This window comes from Caulobacter sp. AVps16, assembly GCF_058681455.1.
On record NZ_CM178739.1, the window covers coordinates 3,152,346 to 3,171,471 of the forward strand.

General features: G+C 66.4%; 21 protein-coding genes. 12 read left to right on the forward strand and 9 right to left on the reverse strand.

Annotated features, from left to right (window positions below):
* Positions 1-19: 19 nt before the first annotated feature.
* The 3 genes from proC to ACW17U_RS15070 form a co-directional block, all read right to left on the reverse strand.
* Positions 20-802, reverse strand: a complete 783-nt coding sequence (proC, locus tag ACW17U_RS15060; RefSeq protein ID WP_492053502.1) for a pyrroline-5-carboxylate reductase — start codon at positions 800-802, stop codon at positions 20-22.
* A 150-nt stretch (positions 803-952) separates the two neighbouring features.
* A complete protein-coding gene (locus ACW17U_RS15065) occupies positions 953-1,459 on the reverse strand; it encodes a type III secretion system chaperone family protein (RefSeq protein WP_062143465.1) in 507 nt (168 codons plus the stop codon).
* Between the two features lie 131 nt (positions 1,460-1,590).
* Positions 1,591-1,857, reverse strand: a complete 267-nt coding sequence (locus ACW17U_RS15070; RefSeq protein WP_062143461.1) for an accessory factor UbiK family protein — start codon at positions 1,855-1,857, stop codon at positions 1,591-1,593.
* Positions 1,858-1,972: 115 nt separating this feature from the next.
* Here ACW17U_RS15070 and lgt point away from each other — a divergent pair, with 115 nt between their 5' ends.
* The 7 genes from lgt (at position 1,973) to pth (ending at position 8,644) form a co-directional block, all read left to right on the forward strand.
* The gene (lgt, locus tag ACW17U_RS15075) at positions 1,973-2,884 is read left to right on the forward strand and encodes a prolipoprotein diacylglyceryl transferase (protein WP_492053505.1); all 912 of its coding nucleotides are present in this window, start codon (positions 1,973-1,975) and stop codon (positions 2,882-2,884) included.
* A complete protein-coding gene (locus ACW17U_RS15080; RefSeq protein ID WP_492053506.1) occupies positions 2,871-4,109 on the forward strand; it encodes a class I SAM-dependent methyltransferase in 1,239 nt (412 codons plus the stop codon). The genes lgt and ACW17U_RS15080 overlap by 14 nt, the downstream gene beginning before the upstream one ends.
* Positions 4,106-4,891 (forward strand): peptidoglycan editing factor PgeF, encoded by a 786-nt coding sequence (pgeF, locus tag ACW17U_RS15085; RefSeq protein ID WP_492053508.1) that lies wholly within the window; start codon positions 4,106-4,108, stop codon positions 4,889-4,891. The genes ACW17U_RS15080 and pgeF overlap by 4 nt, the downstream gene beginning before the upstream one ends.
* A gap of 118 nt (positions 4,892-5,009) precedes the next feature.
* Entirely contained in the window at positions 5,010-5,948 is a 939-nt protein-coding gene (locus ACW17U_RS15090) for a ribose-phosphate pyrophosphokinase (protein WP_062143447.1), read from the forward strand.
* 139 nt (positions 5,949-6,087) lie between these two features.
* Positions 6,088-7,176 (forward strand): hypothetical protein, encoded by a 1,089-nt coding sequence (locus tag ACW17U_RS15095; protein ID WP_492053510.1) that lies wholly within the window; start codon positions 6,088-6,090, stop codon positions 7,174-7,176.
* 154 nt (positions 7,177-7,330) lie between these two features.
* Positions 7,331-7,924 carry a 50S ribosomal protein L25/general stress protein Ctc gene (locus ACW17U_RS15100; protein WP_492053512.1) on the forward strand — a complete coding sequence of 198 codons (594 nt, stop codon included), beginning with the start codon at positions 7,331-7,333 and terminating at the stop codon, positions 7,922-7,924.
* Between the two features lie 99 nt (positions 7,925-8,023).
* Positions 8,024-8,644 carry an aminoacyl-tRNA hydrolase gene (gene pth, locus ACW17U_RS15105; RefSeq protein WP_492053514.1) on the forward strand — a complete coding sequence of 207 codons (621 nt, stop codon included), beginning with the start codon at positions 8,024-8,026 and terminating at the stop codon, positions 8,642-8,644.
* Positions 8,645-8,647: 3 nt separating this feature from the next.
* Here the strand turns inward: pth and ACW17U_RS15110 are convergent, their stop codons facing one another.
* From ACW17U_RS15110 to ACW17U_RS15120, 3 genes are all read right to left on the reverse strand, one after another.
* A complete protein-coding gene (locus ACW17U_RS15110) occupies positions 8,648-9,820 on the reverse strand; it encodes a carboxynorspermidine decarboxylase (protein WP_492053516.1) in 1,173 nt (390 codons plus the stop codon).
* An 11-nt stretch (positions 9,821-9,831) separates the two neighbouring features.
* Entirely contained in the window at positions 9,832-11,037 is a 1,206-nt protein-coding gene (locus tag ACW17U_RS15115; protein WP_492053518.1) for a saccharopine dehydrogenase family protein, read from the reverse strand.
* Between the two features lie 206 nt (positions 11,038-11,243).
* On the reverse strand, positions 11,244-12,074 hold the full coding sequence (locus tag ACW17U_RS15120) for a pirin family protein (RefSeq protein ID WP_492053520.1): 831 nt from the start codon (positions 12,072-12,074) through the stop codon (positions 11,244-11,246).
* Between the two features lie 118 nt (positions 12,075-12,192).
* Here ACW17U_RS15120 and ychF point away from each other — a divergent pair, with 118 nt between their 5' ends.
* The 5 genes from ychF (at position 12,193) to ACW17U_RS15145 (ending at position 16,357) form a co-directional block, all read left to right on the forward strand.
* Positions 12,193-13,293 (forward strand): redox-regulated ATPase YchF, encoded by a 1,101-nt coding sequence (gene ychF, locus ACW17U_RS15125; RefSeq protein ID WP_492053522.1) that lies wholly within the window; start codon positions 12,193-12,195, stop codon positions 13,291-13,293.
* A 94-nt stretch (positions 13,294-13,387) separates the two neighbouring features.
* On the forward strand, positions 13,388-14,077 hold the full coding sequence (locus tag ACW17U_RS15130) for a hypothetical protein (RefSeq protein ID WP_492053524.1): 690 nt from the start codon (positions 13,388-13,390) through the stop codon (positions 14,075-14,077).
* A gap of 35 nt (positions 14,078-14,112) precedes the next feature.
* On the forward strand, positions 14,113-14,796 hold the full coding sequence (locus ACW17U_RS15135; RefSeq protein WP_492053526.1) for a dienelactone hydrolase family protein: 684 nt from the start codon (positions 14,113-14,115) through the stop codon (positions 14,794-14,796).
* 2 nt (positions 14,797-14,798) lie between these two features.
* The gene (locus ACW17U_RS15140; protein WP_492053528.1) at positions 14,799-15,476 is read left to right on the forward strand and encodes a dienelactone hydrolase family protein; all 678 of its coding nucleotides are present in this window, start codon (positions 14,799-14,801) and stop codon (positions 15,474-15,476) included.
* Positions 15,477-15,559: 83 nt separating this feature from the next.
* The gene (locus tag ACW17U_RS15145; RefSeq protein WP_492053530.1) at positions 15,560-16,357 is read left to right on the forward strand and encodes a hypothetical protein; all 798 of its coding nucleotides are present in this window, start codon (positions 15,560-15,562) and stop codon (positions 16,355-16,357) included.
* Between the two features lie 22 nt (positions 16,358-16,379).
* Here the strand turns inward: ACW17U_RS15145 and ACW17U_RS15150 are convergent, their stop codons facing one another.
* The 3 genes from ACW17U_RS15150 to petA are packed head-to-tail and all read right to left on the reverse strand — an operon-like array spanning position 16,380 to position 19,071.
* Positions 16,380-17,225, reverse strand: coding sequence for a cytochrome c1 (locus tag ACW17U_RS15150; RefSeq protein WP_062143413.1), 846 nt, complete (start codon positions 17,223-17,225; stop codon positions 16,380-16,382).
* Positions 17,226-17,230: 5 nt separating this feature from the next.
* Positions 17,231-18,514, reverse strand: a complete 1,284-nt coding sequence (locus tag ACW17U_RS15155; RefSeq protein WP_062143410.1) for a cytochrome b — start codon at positions 18,512-18,514, stop codon at positions 17,231-17,233.
* Positions 18,515-18,519: 5 nt separating this feature from the next.
* Positions 18,520-19,071: a ubiquinol-cytochrome c reductase iron-sulfur subunit gene (petA, locus tag ACW17U_RS15160; protein WP_062143407.1), complete on the reverse strand. Its 552-nt coding sequence runs from the start codon at positions 19,069-19,071 to the stop codon at positions 18,520-18,522.
* Between the last annotated feature and the right edge of the window lie 55 nt (positions 19,072-19,126).

A 19,126-nucleotide genomic window follows, 5' to 3' on the forward strand; every position in this document is an offset into this window, starting at 1 on the left:
ATTTTCGGTCAGCGATCCGCTAGCCGCCCAGGGCCTTTGACCGCGCGATCGCTGCATCCAGCGCGCGGGGCAGAAGATCGCCGAAGCCGCCCTCGCCCATCAGCACCGCAAGCGCCGCCGCCGTGGTGCCGCCCGGCGAGGTGACCTGCTTGCGCAGCTCGGAGGGCTCCTCGCCGCCGGCCTCCATCAGGGCTGCTGCGCCGATGATGGTGGCGCGAGCCAGCTGGGCCGAAGCGGCCGGGTCGAGACCCACCCCGGCACCGGCCGCCTCCAGCGCCTCGACGAAGGCGTAGAGATAGGCCGGAGCCGAGCCCGAGACGGCAGTGGCCGCGTGCAGCAGGTCCTCATGGTCGAGATCGACGATTGTGGCGACGGGCGCGAACAGGGCTTGGGCAACAGAGCGGGCGTCCGGCGTGTCGGCATAAATGCTGGCGGTGCCCCGGCCGATGGCCACGGCAGTGGTCGGCATCACCCGGGCAACGGCGCGACCGCCGAAGGCTGAAGAAATGTCAGCGGCGCGCACCCCGGCGGCGATCGAGACGATGACGGCATCGGGGGCGAGGTGGGGGACCACATCCTCGATCGCCTCGCGCCAGATCTGCGGCTTGACGGCCAGCAGGACGGTTTTCGCGGCGGAGAGGGCTTCCAGCGGCGGATTGACCAGAGCGCCCACGAAGGCGGCGGGGTCAACATTGGGATCACGGACGATCAGGTCAGCGGCGGAAAAGGCCCCGGCCTCGCGCCAGCCCTGGATCAGAGCGCCACCCATGCGACCGGCACCGAGGAGGAGGATGGGGGTCATGAAGTTTCCCGATCTCTGTCCTTCTCCCCTTGCGGGAAAAGGTGGCCTGCGAAACAGGTCGGATGAGGGGTTTCACGGAGATCGCCAGCGCGCCCCCTCATCCGTCGCTTCGCGACACCTTCTCCCGCAAGGGGAGAAGGATTTAAAGCCCTAAGCCTGGCCGACGGTCTCGAACATGCAGGCGGCCATGGCCTCGTCCGGGGTCTTGGCACCCTGCAGCAGGAAGTCGAAGGCCGGATAGAAGCGGTCAGCCGCTTCGACGGCAGCGTCGATCATCGAGGCTGCCTGGGCCATGGTCGGGCGCTCGCCTGCCGGCAGGGCCAGGGCATGGCGGAACACCACCTCGCCATCCTCGGTCCAGACCTCGAAATGGCCCAGCCAGACGCGCTGGTTGATCATGGCCAGGAGCTCATAGGCACTGGCGCGCTTGGTCTTGGGGGCCCGCAGGTCCAGAGACAGGCAAAGTTGCAGGCAGTCGGCCTCAGGCCGCCACGCAAACCACAGCTCGTAGTCCTTCCAGTCGCCAGTCAGGGCAAAGGCCAGATCGCCGTCTTCGGTGCGGTCAAAGGTCAGGTTTTCGGCGGACAGAACATGCTCGACCACCTCGAGGGGGTCGAGCGCCATCAGGACGTCGTCGTCTTCCGGTCGGGTATCCATAGGAATCCTGCGCGTCCCGTGAGCGATGGCGGGCGAGAGACCCCCCATGAATCGCTGACGTCGCGATGAGTCTAATCTGCTTCGCGAGCGCCGTCACAGCCCCTTCACGTCGAGGGCGAACAGCGGTTTGTCTATTCGCCTGTTCCGGCGGCCTTCTTGTCGGCCTTGGGCGCAGCGGCCTTCTTGGCCTTCAGGCCGGCAACCTCTTCGCGCAGCGCAGCCACCTCGGCCTTGAGCGCCTCGAAATCCTCGCGGCGGATCAGGTCAAATTCAGCCGCAAGACGGTCGGCCTGGGCCCGCATGGCGGTCTTGGCCTCTTCGCCGGCCGTCTGGGCGATGCCCATGGCCGCCTGGGTCAGCTTGGCGAATTCGTCAAGGAAGGGGTTCTGGCTGTGCATCGGGATTCCACATGCGGGCGACTGTGTCCGCAAAGCTTATATGGGAAGCAGGGGGTGAAAGCGAAGACCGAACCGGCTATGGCTGCGACGATCTGTCCGGAACGGAGTCCATCGCGTGATCTTTCCCGATATCGACCCGGTCGTGCACCTGGGCCCCCTGGCCCTGCAATGGGGCCCGCTGGCGATCCGCTGGTACGCCCTGGCCTATGTCGCCGGCATTCTGCTCGGCTGGCGCTACATGGTCCGCCTGGTCAACCGCGAACCCCTGTGGGGCGGCCGGACACCTACGGCGACACCGCTGCAGATCGATGACCTGGTGCTCTGGATCACCCTCGGCATCATCCTCGGCGGACGGCTGGGCTATATCCTCTTCTACATGCTGGTGAATGAGGGCCAGAGGAACGGCCTGATCGAGCACCCCATGGCAGCCTTCCGGATTTGGGAGGGCGGCATGTCCTTCCACGGCGGCTTTCTGGGCGTCTGCGCGGCCGTGGCCCTGTTTGCCCGTCAGCAAAAGATCGATGTGCTGAAACTCGGCGACCTGATCGCTCCGGTCGCGCCGATCGGCCTGTTCTTCGGCCGGGTGGCCAATTTCATCAATGGCGAGCTCTGGGGCCGGGTCACGGACCATCCTTTCGGGGTGATCTTCTGCAACCAGACCGTCCAGTATGCCAATGGCGGCCGCTGTCCCGCCGGGCCGGATCCGCGCCATCCCAGCCAGCTCTATGAGGCGGCCCTGGAAGGGCTCGTGCTGTTCGCCATTCTGTGGTTCGCGACCTACAGACTGAAATGGCTGCGGCGCCGGGGAGCCCTGACTGGGGCCTTCCTGGTCGGCTACGGCCTGTTCCGCGCCCTGCTGGAGAACGTGCGCAATCCCGACGAGGGCATGCCCGACTTTCCGTTCGGCCTGACCATGGGCATGATCCTGTCGATCCCGATGCTGCTGGTCGGGGCCTGGATGCTGTGGAAGGCGCTGCGCGAGCCGGCCGACGAGGCTCCAAATTCCGAGACCCATGAGCCTGCTTGACCGTCTGAAGGCCCAGATCGCCCAGGACGGACCGATCAGCCTCGCCGAATATTTCACCCGCTGCCTGCACGACCCGCACGACGGCTATTACGCGACCCGGCCCGACCTGGGGGCCGGCGGCGATTTCATCACCGCGCCGCTGGTCAGCCAGATGTTCGGTGAACTGATCGGCCTGTGGGCGGTGGAAACCTGGACCCGCATGGGCCGGCCGTCACCGTTCCGGCTGGTCGAGATGGGGCCCGGCGACGGGACCCTGATCAGCGACCTGCTGCGCGCCGCGCGGCTGGCACCGGACTTTCTGGCCGCCGCCGAGCTATGGCTTGTCGAGGTCTCCTCGCCCCTGCGCGCTCTGCAGGCGGAGCGACTGGCCGGCGCGCCCTTGCCGCCGCGCTGGGCTGACCGGCTTGAAGCCGTCCCGAGCGGCGCGCCGATCCTCCTGGTCGCCAATGAGGTGCTGGACTGCCTGCCCGCCCGCCAGTTTGTCCGCACGGAAACGGGCTGGGCCGAGCGGGTGATCGGGCTGGATGAGGCGGGGAATCTGGCGTTTGGATTGCGCAGCCTGAATCCTCTCCCCAGTGGGCGAGCGGGCCGCGCAGCGCATACAGCTGTCATCCCGGACAAGCGAAGCGCAGATCCGGGACCGACGGAAGTTCTGAGTTCAGGCGTCGGTCCCGGATCTGCGCGCGATGCGCTCGTCCGGGATGGCAGCCGCTTTCCGGCTGGAGACGAGGGTATCCCCCAGTGGCGGGAGGACCATCCGCCCGGAACCCTCCTCGAATCCTCGCCCGCCCAGGCCGCCCTTGGCACCGAGATCGGCCACCGGGTCGCGACCGATGGCGGCGCGGCCCTGCTGATCGACTATGGTCGCGACACCCTAGGTCCCGGCGACACGCTCCAGGCCGTGCAGGGCCACCGCAAGGTCGATCCGCTGGAGAGCCCCGGCCAGGCCGACCTGACCGTCTGGGCCGACTTCCCGGCCGTGCTGGCGGCCGGTGTCGAAGCCGGTGCGAAAGCCGGACCGATCCTGCGGCAGGCCACCTTTCTGGCAAGGCTGGGCATTGAGGCGCGGGCCGAGGCCCTGGCCGCCGCCCGCCCCGACCGCGCCGATGTGATCGCAAGACAGCTTGATCGCCTGACCGGAGAGGCGCAGATGGGCCACCTGTTCAAGGTCGTCTGCCTCAGCGCGCCCGGCCTTTCGCCCCCCCTCTTCGAGGACGCGACATGACCAAGATCGACCTGCCCACCATTCAGTCGCCTCTGCTGGCGGCCATTCCGGGTGTCCGCCATGCCTTCTTCACCCGGCAGGGCGGGGTCTCGACCGGTATCTATGACAGCCTGAATGTCGGGCGGGGCAGCCAGGACGATCCGGCCGACGTGATCGAGAACCGGGCCCGCGCCGCGCGCTGGTTCGGGGTCGCGCCTGAAGACCTCAACACCTGCTACCAGATCCATTCGACCATCGCGATCGTCGCCGACGGGTCCTGGGGCGATGTGCGGCCCGAGGGCGACGCCGTCGTCACCCGGACGCCCGGCGTGATCTGTGGCGCGCTGTCGGCCGACTGCGCGCCAGTGCTGATCGTTGATCCCGTGGCCCGCATTGTCGCCGCAGCCCATGCCGGCTGGCGCGGAGCGCTGGACGGTGTCGTCCAGGCCGCCGTCGACAGGATGGTGGTGCTCGGGGGCGAGCCCGAGCGCATGGTCGCCGCCGTCGGACCCTGTATCGGGCCGGACTCCTACGAGGTCGGCGTCGACTTCCTGCACCGCTTCGAAGCCGATTGCCCCGGCTCGGGCCACTTCTTCCTGCCCGGCGTCAGCGACGACAAGCGGATGTTCGACCTACCGGCCTTCGTGCTGGACCGCCTGCGCACCGCCGGCATCGAGCAGCGCGAATGGGTGGGCCGAGATACCCGGGCCGAGGAGGCCCTGTTCTTCTCCAACCGCCGGGCTTTCCTGAACGGCGAGGGCGACTACGGGCGGCTGCTGTCGGCGATCGCGCTGGAGGCGTAGGCCAACCCGAAAGCCACAAAGCGTCGCAGATCCGTCATGTCGGCCGTTAAGGTCTTGCCCCGGGGCCGATCGCTGCTAGAAGCCCCGCAACGCGACACCCCCTGCTCCGAGCGCCCCCATGAAGCTGCTGTCCGGCAACTCGAACCGTCCGCTGTCCCAGTCGATTGCGGAGTATCTCGACATGCCGCTGACCCGCGCCCAGGTGCGCCGGTTCGCCGACCTGGAAGTGTTCGTCACGATCGACGAGAACGTCCGCGGCGAGGATGTCTTCGTCCTGCAGTCGACCAGCTATCCTGCCAATGACAACCTGATGGAGCTGCTGATCTGCATCGACGCCCTGAAGCGCGCGTCGGGCAAGCGGATCACCGCCGTCCTTCCCTATTTCGGCTATGCCCGCCAGGACCGCAAAACCGGCGGCCGCACGCCGATCTCGGCCAAGCTGGTCGCCAATCTGATCACCCGCTCGGGCGCCGACCGCGTTCTGACGATGGATCTGCATGCCGGCCAGATCCAGGGCTTCTTCGACATCCCGACCGACAACCTGCTGCCCTCGCGCCTGCTGGCCGACGACATCATCCGCAACTATTCGATCGGCGATGACCTGATGGTGGTTTCGCCCGACGTCGGCGGCGTGGTGCGCGCCCGGGCCCTGGCCAAGCGTCTGAACGACGCCGACCTGGCCATCGTCGACAAGCGCCGTTCGGGCCCTGGCCAATCTGAGGTGATGAACATCATCGGCGACGTTTCGGGCCGCCGCTGCATCCTGTTCGACGACATCGCCGACTCGGCCGGCACCCTGTGCAACGCCGCTGCCGCCCTGGTCGCCCAGGGCGCGGTCTCGGTCAGCGCCTATGTCACCCACGGGGTGCTGTCGGGCGCGGCGGCCGAGCGCGTCGCCAATTCGGTCCTGACCGAACTGGTGGTTACCGACTCGATCGAGGCCTCCGACACCGTCAAGGCCTGCCCGAAGATCCGCTATGTGTCGTGCGCCCCGCTGATCGGTGAAGCGATCCGCCGGATCGCCAATGAAGAGTCGGTCTCCAAGCTGTTCGACTGATCGCTTCGGTCCCTTCCCCCCTTGAGCGAAGCTGCTTGCGGCTACGCTTGTCAAAGGCTGCTTAACGGGCTGAGTGTCACAATACCGCCCGCCGCAGATGCTATCTGCGAAAACCAGACCCATGGGGAAGTTGCCCGGAATGCCTATTTCTTCGCGTGCGCGCGCCGTTCTGTTGACGGCCGCCGTCGCCCTGGCCAGCGTCCTGGCCGGTTGCGAGACTCCGCCGCCCCCCCCGCCGCCGCCCGTCGTCGTCGCGCCGCCGGCCCCGCCGCCGATCACCCTGTCCAATGTGCTGGTCGAGCGGGCCAGTGCCTTCCGCGGCTACATGGCCCGGGCCGGCGCGATACGTCCCGACTTCCAGAACGGCGAACAGATCCAGTCTTCACTGAAGGTGGGCGTGGCCTATGAGCCCAAGCAGCTGCTGTCTGGCGCGACCGCCTATGCCGCCGTCATCGCCCTGCAGGATCCGGCCTTTGTGGGTGACGTGCGCAGCTTTGCGGCCGACCCGGCCCAGCGCCAGCAGGTGATCGCCCAGCTGATCGCCGATCCGGCCTATGCGGTCGGCTTCAAGGGCAGCGACACTGCCGCCGGCCTCGTGATCGACACGCTCGGCGCGGAAGGCCTCAAGGTCTATGCCGCCGGCAAGGCCGTCAAACAGGCCGCCTATGACGTGCAGCGCTCGGCCTGGTCCAAGGCCTCGGTGCCGGACCGCGACGGCCGCCTGGCCTATGCCAAGACCATGTCAGCGATCCCGGCCTTGGGCGACACCAGCGATGTGGCAGCCCTGCAGCAGGCCTCGGTGGGCGTCCAGCCCCTGAGCCTGACGCCGCGCGCCGCCGCCGGACCCTATTCGCCGGTCGTCGTTCGCGGCCTGGCCGTGGCGGCCCTGGCGGCGCTAGGCGCGGCCGGAGACGACAACCTCGCCACCATCGAGGCCGTGATGGCCGAGCCCAATTCGGCCATGTGCCTGAACATGGGCAAGCTGAACCTCTACCAGTGCCTGGCCGTCGCCAAGCCGCACTATGAGGACGTCTTCTGCCTCGGCCAGCATGTCCTGATGGATACCGGCCAGTGCGTGATCAAGGCCTCCGGCACCCCGATGCCGGTCGAGCCGGTTCCTCCGCCGCGCGCCATGCCGGAAAAGGCCTCGATCGGTCAGGGCGGCGGCGCGGGCCGCAACTCCAAGAAGGCCAAGGCCGCCGCCAAGAAGCCGGCCACCCGCAAATAGCGGAAAGACCTCAAGAGTTTGAAGGGCCGGGCGTTGCATCGCCCGGCCCTTCTGTGTATGTAGCGCGACCCAAAAAACGTCGACCGAGCGGGGCAATCCAGTCCTGTGCGGCGGCTTCACATTTCGAGAGCAGGGGCTCTCCAGAGAGACCATCATGGCTGAGATCATTCTGAACGTTGAACTCCGCGACCGCGCCGGCACCGGCGGCGCTCGCGAAACCCGCCGCAACGGCAAGGTCCCCGGCGTCCTGTACGGCGGCGGCAAGGCTCCCGTGAACATCGCGGTCAAGGGCAACGAATTCCGCAAGGCGCTCTACACCGGCAAGCTGCTCGGCCACCTGGTCACCCTGCAGTACGGCGAAGAGAAGCAGTCGGTCATCGCCAAGGCCGTGCAATTCCACGCCGTCACCGACGAGCCGGTCCACTTCGACCTGTACCGCGTCGACGAGCACCAGCTGATCAAGATCGAAGTTCCGGTTCACTTCAAGAACCACGAAACCTCGGTCGGCCTGAAGAAGGGCGGCACGCTTGAAGTCATCCGTCACACCGTCGAGCTGGCCTGCCCGGCCGACAAGATCCCCGAAGAACTGGTCATCGATCTGGCCGGCCACGACATCGGCGACGTCATCCGCATCTCGGAAGTGAAGCTGCCGGAAGGCGTGAAGCCTGCCCAAGACCGCGACTTCGTGATCGCCAACGTCAAGGCCTCGGCCGCGTCGCAATCGAGCGAAGGCGACACCACCGCCTGAGGCCAGTCGCCTTTGGTCGGATCGCCGATCTGATATCGAGACGGGCGGGCTTACAAAGCCCGCCCGTTTTTCGTTTCCGCTCCCCCTTGGATTGAAGCCATGCTGATCCTGGCCGGTCTCGGCAATCCCGAGGCCAAGTACGAAAAGAACCGGCACAATGTCGGGTTCATGGCGGTCGACGCCCTGGCCCGGCGCTGGGGCACCGGACCCTGGCGCGCGCGCTTTCAGGGCCTGGCTTGCGAAGGCTCGGTCTCGACGCCGAACGGCCCAATCAAGCTGCTGCTGCTCAAGCCCAAGACCTACTACAATGAGAGCGGCCGCGCCGTGGGCGAGGCAATGAAGTTCTTCAAGCTGACGCCGGCGGACGTAATCGTCTTCCACGACGAGATCGACATGGCCCCGGGCCGCTTTCGCATGAAGGCCGGTGGCGGGGCGGCGGGCAATAATGGCATCCGCTCGATCACCAGCCAGGTCGGCGACGCCTTCCGGCGCGGCCGCATCGGCGTGGGCCATCCGGGCGACAAGGCCATGGTCATGCACTATGTGCTGGGCGACTTCCACAAGGTCGAGCACCAGTGGCTGAACCCGCTGCTGGACGCGATCTGCGACGCCCTGCCCTTTGCTGCAGCGGGGGACGACGAGCGCTACCAGGCCGAGATCATGCGCCTGGCGCCCTCCCCCAAGTCCGACCCCAAGAAGCCGGCCAAGTCCGAGGACTGAACCTCAGGACAGCCGGTCGCGGAACTCGGGATAGTCGAACTGGCGCACCAGCTTCAGGGCGTCGCTGTCGCTGTTCCACAGGGCGATGGCCGGCAGGGGCACGCCGTTGAAGGTGTTGGTCTTGACCATCGAATAGTGCGCCTGGTCGAGGAAGGCGATGCGCGTTCCCGGGACCGGCCGGGTGGCGAAGCCGTAATCGCCGATAATGTCGCCCGCCAGGCACGAGGGCCCGCCGATGCGCAGGATCACCCCGCCCTCGACCTCGCCCAGCATCGCGGGCCGATAGGGCGCCTCGATGACATCGGGCATGTGGCAAGTGGCCGAGATGTCTGTGATGGCCACGGGCACGCTGTTGTCAAAGGTGTCGAGGATCTCGCCCACCAGGATACCGGCATCGAGCGCAATAGCCTCGCCCGGCTCGATATAGACCTGAAGCCCATGGCGCTGGCCGATGTCGGCCAGGAAGGCGATCAGGTCGGCGGTCTGGTAGTCGGCCCGGGTGACATGGTGGCCGCCGCCCAGGTTCAGCCATTTCAGCTGGCCCAGCATCCCGGCCAGCCGGGGCTCCACCGATTGCCAGATCCGTTGCAGCGGCGCGAAGTCCTGCTCGCACAGGGCATGGATGTGCAGGCCGTCGACGCCGTCGAGATGCTCGGGCCGCAGCTGCGAGACCGGAAAGCCCAGGCGCGATCCCCTCTGGCAGGGATCATATTTGGCGACCTCGGCTTCGCTGTGCTCAGGATTGAGACGCAGACCGATATCGAAGACCTCGCCCGCCGCCCGCGCCGCCGCGATCAGGTCGGAAAAGCGGGCGATCTGGGCGGGCGCATTGAAGATCACCGAGTCGGACAGCCGCAGGATCTCGGGCAGGTCCTCGGCCTTGTAGGCCGGCGAATAGGTGGTCAGGTGCCCCTTGTAGAACTCGCGGGCCAGCCGTGCTTCCCACAGGCCAGATGCGCAGACACCGTCGAGATAGTCGCCGACCACATCGGCCAGCGACCACATCGAAAACGCCTTCAGGGCCAGCAGGACCCTGGCTCCGGACCCGTCACCGACGGCCTTGAGCATGGCGAGATTGCGCCGCACCGCGACCTCGTCGACCACGAAACAGGGCGACGGGACGCGATACAGGTCAAAGCGGGCGAATGCGCCGGGGCCGGCGGCCTTGGTTTCCATCTGCGGATCGATCAGAAGGCCAGGGGCGCGTCCAGGTCCTGCACCTTCCAGGGCAGGCCATGCTTGTTCAGCATGTCCATGAACGGATCGGGATCCAGCTGCTCCATGTTGAACACGCCCGCGCCCTTCCACTGGCCAGTCAGCATCAGGGCCGCGCCGATCATGGCCGGAACGCCCGTGGTGTAGCTGACCGCCTGGTTGTTGGTCTCGGCATAGGCTTCTTCGTGGTCGCAGATGTTGTTGATGTAGACGGTACGGGCCTTGCCGTCCTTCTCACCGGTCGCGATCGTGCCGATATTGGTCTTGCCCTTGGTGATCGGGCCCAGCGAGGACGGCTCGGGCAGCAGGGCCTTCAGGAACTCGATCGGGATGATCTCCCGGCCCTGGAACATCATCGGCTCGATGCTGGTCATGCCGATATTGCCCAGCACGTCCAGGTGCTTGAGATAGCTGTCGCCGAAGGTCATCCAGAAGCGGATGCGCTGGATCTCCGGATAGAACTTCACGAGGGACTCAAGTTCTTCGTGGTACATCAGGTACATGTTCTTCGGGCCGACCTGCTCGAAGTCGAACACCTGCTTGTGGCTCAGGGCCGGGCCCTCGACCCACTGGCCGCCTTCCCAGTGCCGCGACGGGGCGGTCACTTCGCGCAGATTGATCTCGGGATTGAAGTTGGTGGCAAAGGGCAGGCCGGTGTCGCCGCCATTGCAGTCCAGAATGTCGAGCGTATCGATCCGGTCCAGCAGGTGCTTCTTGGTATAGGTGGTGAAGACCGAGGTCACGCCCGGGTCGAAACCGCTGCCCAGCAGGGCCATCAGGCCGGCGTCCTTGAAGCGGTCCTGATAGGCCCACTGCCACTTGTATTCGAACTTGGCCTCGTCGCGCGGCTCGTAATTGGCCGTGTCGAGATAGTTCACCCCGGCCGCCAGACAGGCGTCCATGATGTTGAGGTCCTGATAGGGCAGGGCCAGATTGACCACCAGGGCGGGCTTGACCGCCTGGATCAGGGCCGTGGTCGCCACCACGTCATCGGCGTCGATGGCGGCCGTGTCGATGGTCACGCCCGTGCGCTGTTTGACGGATTGCGCGATGGCGTCGCATTTCGACTTCGTTCGGCTCGCCAGCGTGATGTGCGAGAACACGTCCGTATTCATCGCCATCTTGTGGACGGCAACCGAACCAACACCGCCAGCACCGATAACCAGCACCCTGCTCATTTGGCCTTCTCCTAACGCCTGTAGCCTCTGGCAGTGTGAACGCCTGCGAGAGGGGGGCGGGGGTCTTATCACGAGGACGTCGAGTCCGCTAATCACCCTAAGCAGAAGCTGCGACAGTTCTCTACCTTGTCCGGATCTGACGCAGACTCCGTCTCACCATCGTGATCCCTGGGCCACGGCTCATGCCGGGCAGGACCGATCTGCGGCTAGAATTTGCCGCTCTGGAAATCCTCAAAGGCCTGCACGATCTCGTCCCGCGAGTTCATCACGAACGGTCCGTGCCAGAACACCGGCTCGCCGATCGGACGGCCGGCAAGTAACAGCACGCGGGCGTCGGTGACGGCCTCGACCAGGACCGTGTCGCCCCGCCCCAGGAACACCCCCGACAGGGCGTCGATCTTGCCACCCGCCACGCGAACCTGACCCTCATAGACCGCCAGCATGGCATTGCGGTCAGCGCCCACAGGCTCCTCGAAGCGGCTTCCGGCCGGCAGGACGATGTCGAAATAGAGCGCGTCGACCGCGCCGCCGCCGATGGGTCCGGCCGTGCCCGCTTCCGTGACGCCCGAGATCACCTTGACCGTAACCCCGCCATCGCGTGCCTCGACCGGGATGGCCTCGCTCTCGAACTCCGAATAGCCGGGCGCGCTCATCTTCAGCTTCGCCGGCAGGTTCACCCACAGCTGGAAGCCGCGCATGCGGCCTTCAGACTGCTCGGGCATTTCGGAATGGACGATGCCGCGGCCGGCCCGCATCCACTGGATGCCGCCAGGCCCGATTACGCCCTCGCGGCCGGTATTGTCGCGGTGACGCATCCGGCCTTCCAGCATGTAGGTCACGGTCTCAAAGCCGCGATGCGGATGGTCGGGAAAGCCGCCCATATAGTCGGACGCCTGGTCGTTGTCGAAACAGTCCAGCATCAGGAACGGGTCGAACATCTGGGCCTCGGCCGTGCCCAGCATTCGGGTCAGGCGCACGCCGTCTCCATCCGAGGCGGGGACGCCCTTCACGATCTTCACCACGGGTCGAAGGCTCATCAGTCGGCTCCTTTTCCGCCTTTGATATCGGATGCGGTTACAGATGGTGCAAGTCCCTGCCCTTCGCCTTGCCGATCATCCGTGCTAGGTCGCGGCCAACGAAATTCACGAGAGATCCATGGCCCTTAAAGTCGCCATCGTCGGCCTGCCCAATGTCGGCAAGTCCACCCTGTTCAACGCCCTGACCCAGACGGCGTCGGCCCAGGCCGCCAACTATCCGTTCTGCACGATCGAGCCCAATACCGGCGAAGTCGCAGTGCCCGAGCCGCGCCTCGACGCCCTGGCCAAGATCGCCGGCTCCAAGGAAATCATCCCGGCCCGCATCACCTTCGTCGACATCGCCGGCCTGGTGCGCGGCGCGTCCAAGGGTGAGGGCCTGGGCAACCAGTTCCTGGCCAATATCCGCGACTGCGACGCCGTGGCCTTCGTGGCCCGCTGCTTTGAAGACGGCGACATCGTCCACGTCGAGGGCCGTATCGACCCGATCAGCGATCTCGAGATCATCGAGATGGAGCTGATGCTGGCCGACCTGGAAAGCCTCGAAAAGCGGGTGCCCGCCCTCGAAAAGCGCGCCAAGGTCGGTGCCGACAAGGAAAGCGCCAACACCCTGCGCCTGGCCAATATCGCCCTGGCCCTGCTGCGCGAAGGCCGCCCGGCCCGCGCCGCCAAGATCGATGCCGACGATGAGAAGGCGTGGCACATGCTGCAGCTTCTGACCTCGCTGCCGGCCCTCTATGTCTGCAATGTCGATGAGGCCAGCGCCGACAAGGGCAACAAGTACAGTGGTCTGGTCGCCGAACGCGCCGCCAAGGACAATGCCAAGAGCGTGGTCATCTCGGCTCAGATCGAGAGTGAAATCGCGCTGCTCGACTCCGAAGAGCGGACCGAGTTCCTGGAAACCCTCGGCCTGGAAGAGCCGGGCCTGAACCGCCTGATCCGCGAGGCCTACAAGCTGCTGAACCTGCAGACCTATTTCACGGTCGGCCCCAAGGAAGCCCGCGCCTGGACCATCCATGTCGGCGACACCGGCCCGCAGGCGGCCGGCGTCATCCATACCGACTTCGAGAAGGGCTATATCCGCGCCGAAACCATCGCCTTTGACGACTTCGTCAAGCTGGGCGGCGAGAACGGTGCCAAGGAAGCCGGCAAGATGCGCGCCGAAGGCAAGGACTATGTCGTCAAGGACGGCGACGTCATGCACTTCCGCTTCAACGTCTGATCGTCCTGATCGGGCCCCGGAAAGCATCATTTCCGGGGCTCGACGGCGTCAGGCTGCGGCGCCATTCTCCGCCCCTCAGTTCAGGGGCCGAAACATGAAAAGACTGATCCTTTCCCTCGCCTTCGCCATGGTCGCCGGCAGCGCCCTGGCCCAGGCGGCCGGTGGTACCGGCAATTACGGCGCGCCATCGGCCAATGTCACCGGCCCCCGCGAGGTGACTCCGGCCTACACCATGGGCCGCTATCAGGCGGCCAATGAGGGCGGCAAGGCGCTTGAACCGGGCAACCCCCTGCAACAGAAGGCGGCGCGCGAACTGACCGCCGAGGCCGGCGTGACCTGCGACCAGACCACGGCGGGCGTCGTCAAGGACAGCATCAAGGGCGGCAAGCGCACGGTCAGCTATGAAGTCGCCTGCAAGGACGACTTCGGCTGGATCGTCTCCAAGAGCGGCGACACGGTCAACGCCTATGACTGTCTGGCCCTGGCCGCTTCGGAAAAAGCCGCCAAGGGCAAGCTGGCGACCTGCCACCTGGCCGCCAACAGGGGCTCCCTCGCCGGCGTGGCGACCTTGGCCAGCAAGGCCGGCCTGACCTGCAAGCCCATCAATGCCACCTATCTGGGCGGCGGCGGTGATCCGCCGATCTCGCGCTATGAGGTGCTCTGCAATGGCGGGTCCGGCTATATCATCGACGCCCCCCAGCCCCGCTCCAAGGCCCCCCTGCAGGCCATGTCCTGCGCCCGGGCCAAGGCCACCGGCGCGGCCGTCTGCGCGCTGAAGCCCTGAAGCCCTGAAGCCCTGAAGCGGCGAGGCAACACCCCATGACCGACCACAACCTCACCCTGACCGCCGGCCATGACGGCTTCGCCTTCTCGGCGGCCCATGCGCCGGCCCGGGGACCGCGCAGGGGCGGGGTCATCGTGATCCAGGAGATCTTCGGCCTGGATCGCTATGTCCATGAGGATGTGGCCCGCTGGTCTGAGCTGGGCTTCGAGGTCGTGGCCCCCTCGATGTTCGACCGCCAGGAACAGGGCTTCGTCGCCGACCATGATCCGGCCGGGTTCGAGGCCGGCGTCCGCTATGCCAAGGCCAACGGACCCGAGAACGCCATGGGCGATGTCCAGGCCTGTATCGATTTCCTGGCCCCGCGCGGGCCAGTCTTCGTGGTCGGCTATTGCTATGGGGGCACCATGGCCTGGCTGGCAGCGGCCCGCTGCAAGGGCCTCTCGGCCGCCGCCAGCTATTATGGCGGCCAGGTGGCGGGCATGGCCAAGTTTGCCCTCTCCTGCCCCGTCATAGTCCATCTGGGTCGCAAGGACGGGCACATCCCCGCCGATGAGGTGCAGGCCGCGATCGCCGCCGCCCATCCGGAGGTTCCGGTCCACATCTACGAGGCCAGCGGCCACGGCTTCAACAATGACGGCCGGCCGGAGTCTGACCTCACCGACGCGCAGCTGGCCCGCCGTCGCACCCTGGACCTGTTCCTGGCTCACGGCGCCGCCTGAGCATGGGCACGGCGATGGCCCTGTCTACGCGTGAGGGCAAGCCCTTCACCGCCTGGCACGCCCCGCATCAGGACGCCCGCCGGGGCGGACTGGTCATCCTGCATGCCATCTGGGGCGTCACCCCCCATATCCGCGAACTGTCCGACAGCCTCGCCGACCAGGGCTATGAGGTCCTGGCCCCGGCTCTGTTCGACCCGGCCGATGCGCCCTTCCCTCAAGCCAATACTGAGCCGGCGATCCTTGACCAGCGCATGGCGATGGGTCGCGCCACCGATTGGGGCCTGACCACCCTGCCGCGCGTCCAGGCCTGTGTCGACGCCCTGCAGGGACCGGTCTTCGCCATGGGCTTCTGCTTCGGTGGCACCACCGCCTGGCTCGCGGCGTCCCGGGTGGAGGGCCTGTCGGCGGTCTCCAGCTTCTATGGCGGCGACATCCTGCAATATGTCGGCGAAACGCCGAAGGTTCCGACCGCCCTGCATTTCGGCAAGACCGATCCGATGATTCCCCTGGCCGATGTCGAGGCGATCGGGACCGCCCATCCCGACCTCCCGGTCTGGCTCTATGAGGCCGGCCATGCCTTTGTCGCCCCCAACGGCCATCACGCTGACAGCGCGCGGCTGGCCATGCTGCGAACGCTGCAGCTGTTCCAGCGGGGCGGCGGGAGCCGGGGTGAGGTCTAGAGATCGGGCAAACGGGCAGACCCAGGGCTAAGAGGCCTTCGTCCCTGTCGCCCTCGCCGCCCGGCTTGGCTAGGATCGCGCCCATGCGCCGCCGCTCATCCCTGCTGATTGGTTGCCTGTCGCTCGCGGCGGCTGGCCCGGCCCTGGCCGGCGAAACGGCCTGTTGGTTCGAGAACGGGGCCGTCGTCGCCCCCGCCGCCCTGGCCGACATGGCCGGCGACTTCGTCATCGACCTCTCGGCCCCCCAGACCCTGCTGCACGACACCAAGGCCCAGATGAGCGGCTATGCCCAGACGGACCTGACCCTGCCGGTCAAACTGGCCGGCCAGAGGCTCGATGCGGTTCCGATCGTCGTTCGGGATCTCGACTATCGCAGTGTCGGCTTCATCGCCCCCATTGTCGGGGTAATCGGAGCCGATGTCCTCGATCGCTATGTGGTCAGCCTCGACTTCGCGCCCTGCCGCCTGAGCCTCGAGGCGCGGGACGCGGCCCTTACCCCCGGAGCAGCGCCCTTGGCGGTGACCGTCGTCGGCGGGGTGGCGACGGTGCGGGCCACGGCCTCGGACGGCTTCACCAGCCTGACCGGGGCCTTTGCCCTCGACACCGCCTCGAACGGCGGCGTGCGGGCGCGGGGTGAAGCCGACGCCCCCCGGCAGAAGCCGGCCGGGCGGCTGGCCGGCCTGTCGCTGAACGGAACCCTTCGCCAGCACCTGAAAGCCGTCGTGGCCGGCGACCTGCCAGAGGGCGTGGTCGGGGCGGTGGGCGTCCAGTTGCTGTCGGCCTATCGCCTGCGTCTTGACGCCCAGGGCGGCCACCTGTGGCTTCTTCCAGCCAGACGGGCAGCCAAAGAAAAAGGGCCCGGCGTTTCCGCCAGGCCCTGATCTTGTCGATCGTTCAGAACGGTCAGTGCGACTCGTTCTTCCAGACCTTGCGGTAGCTCGCATAGAGCAGGCCCGAGAACAGCAGCAGATAGAGGATGACCACGAAGCCCATCTTCTTGCGCTCTTCCAGCTTGGGCTCGGCGGCCCACATCAGGAAGGCCGAGACGTCCTTGGCCTGCTGGTCGACCGTCGACTTGGTGCCGTCGTCAAAGGTGACCAGGCCGTCCTTCAGGGGCGCAGCCATGGCGATGAAGCCACCGGCCGGAACCTTGTCATGCGGGCCTGACCAGGCGGCGGTCAGATCGCCAGGCATGTAGGGGTTGTAGTGCTGGCCTGGGCCAACCTTCAGGCCGGCCGGCGGCTCATGATAGCCGGTCAGCAGTGAGTAGATGTAGTCCGGACCGCCGGTGCGGGCCTTGGCCAGCAGCGACATGTCCGGCGGCAGGGCACCGCCGTTGTTGGCGCGAGCGGCCGGCTCGTTGGCGAACGGTGCGGGGAAGCGGTCGGCGCTGGTGGCCGGACGCTTGATCGCATCACCGGTTTCCGAATCGATGTCGGCGACCTCGTAGTCCTTGGCGATCGCCTTGACCCACGGGTTGTCGTTCGAGTTCTTGTACTCGGCGCTATAGAACGGGCCGCCCTTGTCGCCGAGGTTGCGGAAGCTGACCAGGGTCATCGAGTGACAGGCCGAGCAGACCTCCCGATAGACCTTGTAGCCGCGTTGCAGCTGGGCCTGATCGAACTTGCCGAACGGACCTTCGAAGGACCAGGCGACGTCCTTGGGCTTGTGGGGGTGACCGGCCGCCAGGGCCTGGCCGCCAACCATCAGACCCGCGACGGCTGCGATGATGGAGAGTTTGCGCAGCATCGGGTTCAGCCCTTCTCAGCAGGCGACAGCGCCGGGGAAGCGATCGAGTCCGGCACCGGCAGAGGCGTTTCCTTCAGACCCAGGATCGGCAGGATCACCAGGAAGAAGCCGAAGTAGTACAGCGTCGCGATCCGGCTCAGCCACACGAAGCTGTTCAGGTCCGCATCGATGAACTTGAACGTCGTCACGTGCGGGATGACCTGATCGTCGGGCAGCTTGGCACCGCAGAAGCCCAGGATGATGCAGGCGACCACGAAGATCACGAAGTACATCTGAGCCGTCGGACGGTAGCGCATCGAACGCACCTTGGAGGTGTCCAGCCAAGGCAGGGCGAACAGGCAGCCGATGGCGCCGAACATGGCCAGCACGCCCATCAGCTTGTCCGGCACGGCGCGCAGGATCGCGTAGAACGGCAGGAAGTACCATTCCGGAACGATGTGCGACGGCGTCACAAGCGGGTTGGCCGGGATGTAGTTGTCGGCGTGGCCCAGGGCGTTGGGCATGTAGAAGACGAAGAAGGCGAAGAGGATCAGGAAGACGCTCATCGCGAAGCCGTCCTTCACCGTCGCATAGGGCGTGAAGGGCAGGGTATCGGCCTTCGACTTGGGCTCGACGCCGGTCGGGTTGTTCTGGCCGACCACGTGCAGGGCCCAGATGTGCAGGATCACGACGCCCGCGATCATGAAGGGCAGCAGATAGTGCAGAGAGAAGAAGCGGTTCAGCGTGGCGTTGTCGACGGCGAAGCCGCCCCACAGCCAGGTGGTGATGCTCTCGCCGACGATCGGCAGGGCACCGAACAGGTTGGTGATCACGACCGCGCCATGGAAGGACATCTGACCCCAGGGCAGGACGTAGCCCATGAAGGCGGTAGCCATCATCAGCAGGTAGATCACGCAGCCCAGGATCCACAGCACTTCGCGGGGGGCCTTGTACGACCCGTAATAGAGGCCACGGAACATGTGGATGTAGACGGCGATGAAGAACATCGACGCCCCGTTGGAGTGCATGTAGCGGATCAGCCAGCCGTAGTTCACGTCACGCATGATGTGCTCGACCGACGCGAAGGCGTGATCGGCGCTGGGCGTGTAGTGCATCACCAGGATGATGCCGGTGATCAACTGCGAGGCCAGGCACAGCGACAGAATGCCGCCGAAGGTCCACCAGTAGTTCAGGTTACGCGGCGTCGGGTAGTCGACGAAGCTGTCGTAGCCGAGGCGCACGATCGGAAGGCGGGCGTCGAGCCAACGCTCGAAACCGGTCTTCGGTTCATAGGTCGAATGTCCGCTCATCTCGCTTAACCGATCTTGACCTTGGTGTCGGACAGGAAGGCGTACTCCGGAACCGCCAGGTTCTTCGGAGCGGGACCCTTACGGATCCGGCCCGAGGTGTCGTAGTGCGAACCGTGGCAGGGGCAGAACCACCCACCATAGTCGCCGCCGCCGAAGGTCGGCACGCAACCCAGGTGCGTACAGCTGCCGATCAGGACCAGCCACTGGGCCTTGCCCGGCTTGACCCGCTCCGCGTCGGTCTGCGGATCCTTCAGGGCCGCCGTGTCGTCCTTAACCGCCGCAGCGATCTCGGCCTTCGTGCGGTTTCGCACGAACAACGGCTTGCCGCGCCATTTCAGCGTCACCTGCTGCCCGTCCGCGACCTTGGTCAGGTCGAATTCGGTCGAGGCCAAGGCCAGCGTATCGGCTGACGGGTTCATCTGATCGACGAACGGCCAAACAAGCGATGCCCCGGCGCCCGCGGCAGCCGCGATCGTCGCGATGTAAATGAAGTCGCGCCGGCTGGGATCAGCCCCATGTTCCGGCTCGGTCGTTGCGCCCACGGCGGTGTCGGCCACCTTAAGTCACCCTTCGATTCCGCCGCGCCGGGAGGGCCGGCCGGCCAGGAGATGC

What these genes read in the sequence shown, in the direction of transcription:
- proC (WP_492053502.1), bottom strand. Translation starts at nt 802, where the DNA reads ATGACCCCCATCCTCCTCCTCGGTGCCGGTCGCATGGGTGGCGCTCTG.
- ACW17U_RS15065 (WP_062143465.1), bottom strand. Translation starts at nt 1,459, where the DNA reads ATGGATACCCGACCGGAAGACGACGACGTCCTGATGGCGCTCGACCCC.
- ACW17U_RS15070 (WP_062143461.1), bottom strand. Translation starts at nt 1,857, where the DNA reads ATGCACAGCCAGAACCCCTTCCTTGACGAATTCGCCAAGCTGACCCAG.
- ACW17U_RS15080 (WP_492053506.1), top strand. Translation starts at nt 2,871, where the DNA reads ATGAGCCTGCTTGACCGTCTGAAGGCCCAGATCGCCCAGGACGGACCG.
- pgeF (WP_492053508.1), top strand. Translation starts at nt 4,106, where the DNA reads ATGACCAAGATCGACCTGCCCACCATTCAGTCGCCTCTGCTGGCGGCC.
- ACW17U_RS15090 (WP_062143447.1), top strand. Translation starts at nt 5,010, where the DNA reads ATGAAGCTGCTGTCCGGCAACTCGAACCGTCCGCTGTCCCAGTCGATT.
- ACW17U_RS15095 (WP_492053510.1), top strand. Translation starts at nt 6,088, where the DNA reads ATGCCTATTTCTTCGCGTGCGCGCGCCGTTCTGTTGACGGCCGCCGTC.
- ACW17U_RS15100 (WP_492053512.1), top strand. Translation starts at nt 7,331, where the DNA reads ATGGCTGAGATCATTCTGAACGTTGAACTCCGCGACCGCGCCGGCACC.
- pth (WP_492053514.1), top strand. Translation starts at nt 8,024, where the DNA reads ATGCTGATCCTGGCCGGTCTCGGCAATCCCGAGGCCAAGTACGAAAAG.
- ACW17U_RS15110 (WP_492053516.1), bottom strand. Translation starts at nt 9,820, where the DNA reads ATGGAAACCAAGGCCGCCGGCCCCGGCGCATTCGCCCGCTTTGACCTG.
- ACW17U_RS15115 (WP_492053518.1), bottom strand. Translation starts at nt 11,037, where the DNA reads ATGAGCAGGGTGCTGGTTATCGGTGCTGGCGGTGTTGGTTCGGTTGCC.
- ACW17U_RS15120 (WP_492053520.1), bottom strand. Translation starts at nt 12,074, where the DNA reads ATGAGCCTTCGACCCGTGGTGAAGATCGTGAAGGGCGTCCCCGCCTCG.
- ychF (WP_492053522.1), top strand. Translation starts at nt 12,193, where the DNA reads ATGGCCCTTAAAGTCGCCATCGTCGGCCTGCCCAATGTCGGCAAGTCC.
- ACW17U_RS15130 (WP_492053524.1), top strand. Translation starts at nt 13,388, where the DNA reads ATGAAAAGACTGATCCTTTCCCTCGCCTTCGCCATGGTCGCCGGCAGC.
- ACW17U_RS15135 (WP_492053526.1), top strand. Translation starts at nt 14,113, where the DNA reads ATGACCGACCACAACCTCACCCTGACCGCCGGCCATGACGGCTTCGCC.
- ACW17U_RS15140 (WP_492053528.1), top strand. Translation starts at nt 14,799, where the DNA reads ATGGGCACGGCGATGGCCCTGTCTACGCGTGAGGGCAAGCCCTTCACC.
- ACW17U_RS15145 (WP_492053530.1), top strand. Translation starts at nt 15,560, where the DNA reads ATGCGCCGCCGCTCATCCCTGCTGATTGGTTGCCTGTCGCTCGCGGCG.
- ACW17U_RS15150 (WP_062143413.1), bottom strand. Translation starts at nt 17,225, where the DNA reads ATGCTGCGCAAACTCTCCATCATCGCAGCCGTCGCGGGTCTGATGGTT.
- ACW17U_RS15155 (WP_062143410.1), bottom strand. Translation starts at nt 18,514, where the DNA reads ATGAGCGGACATTCGACCTATGAACCGAAGACCGGTTTCGAGCGTTGG.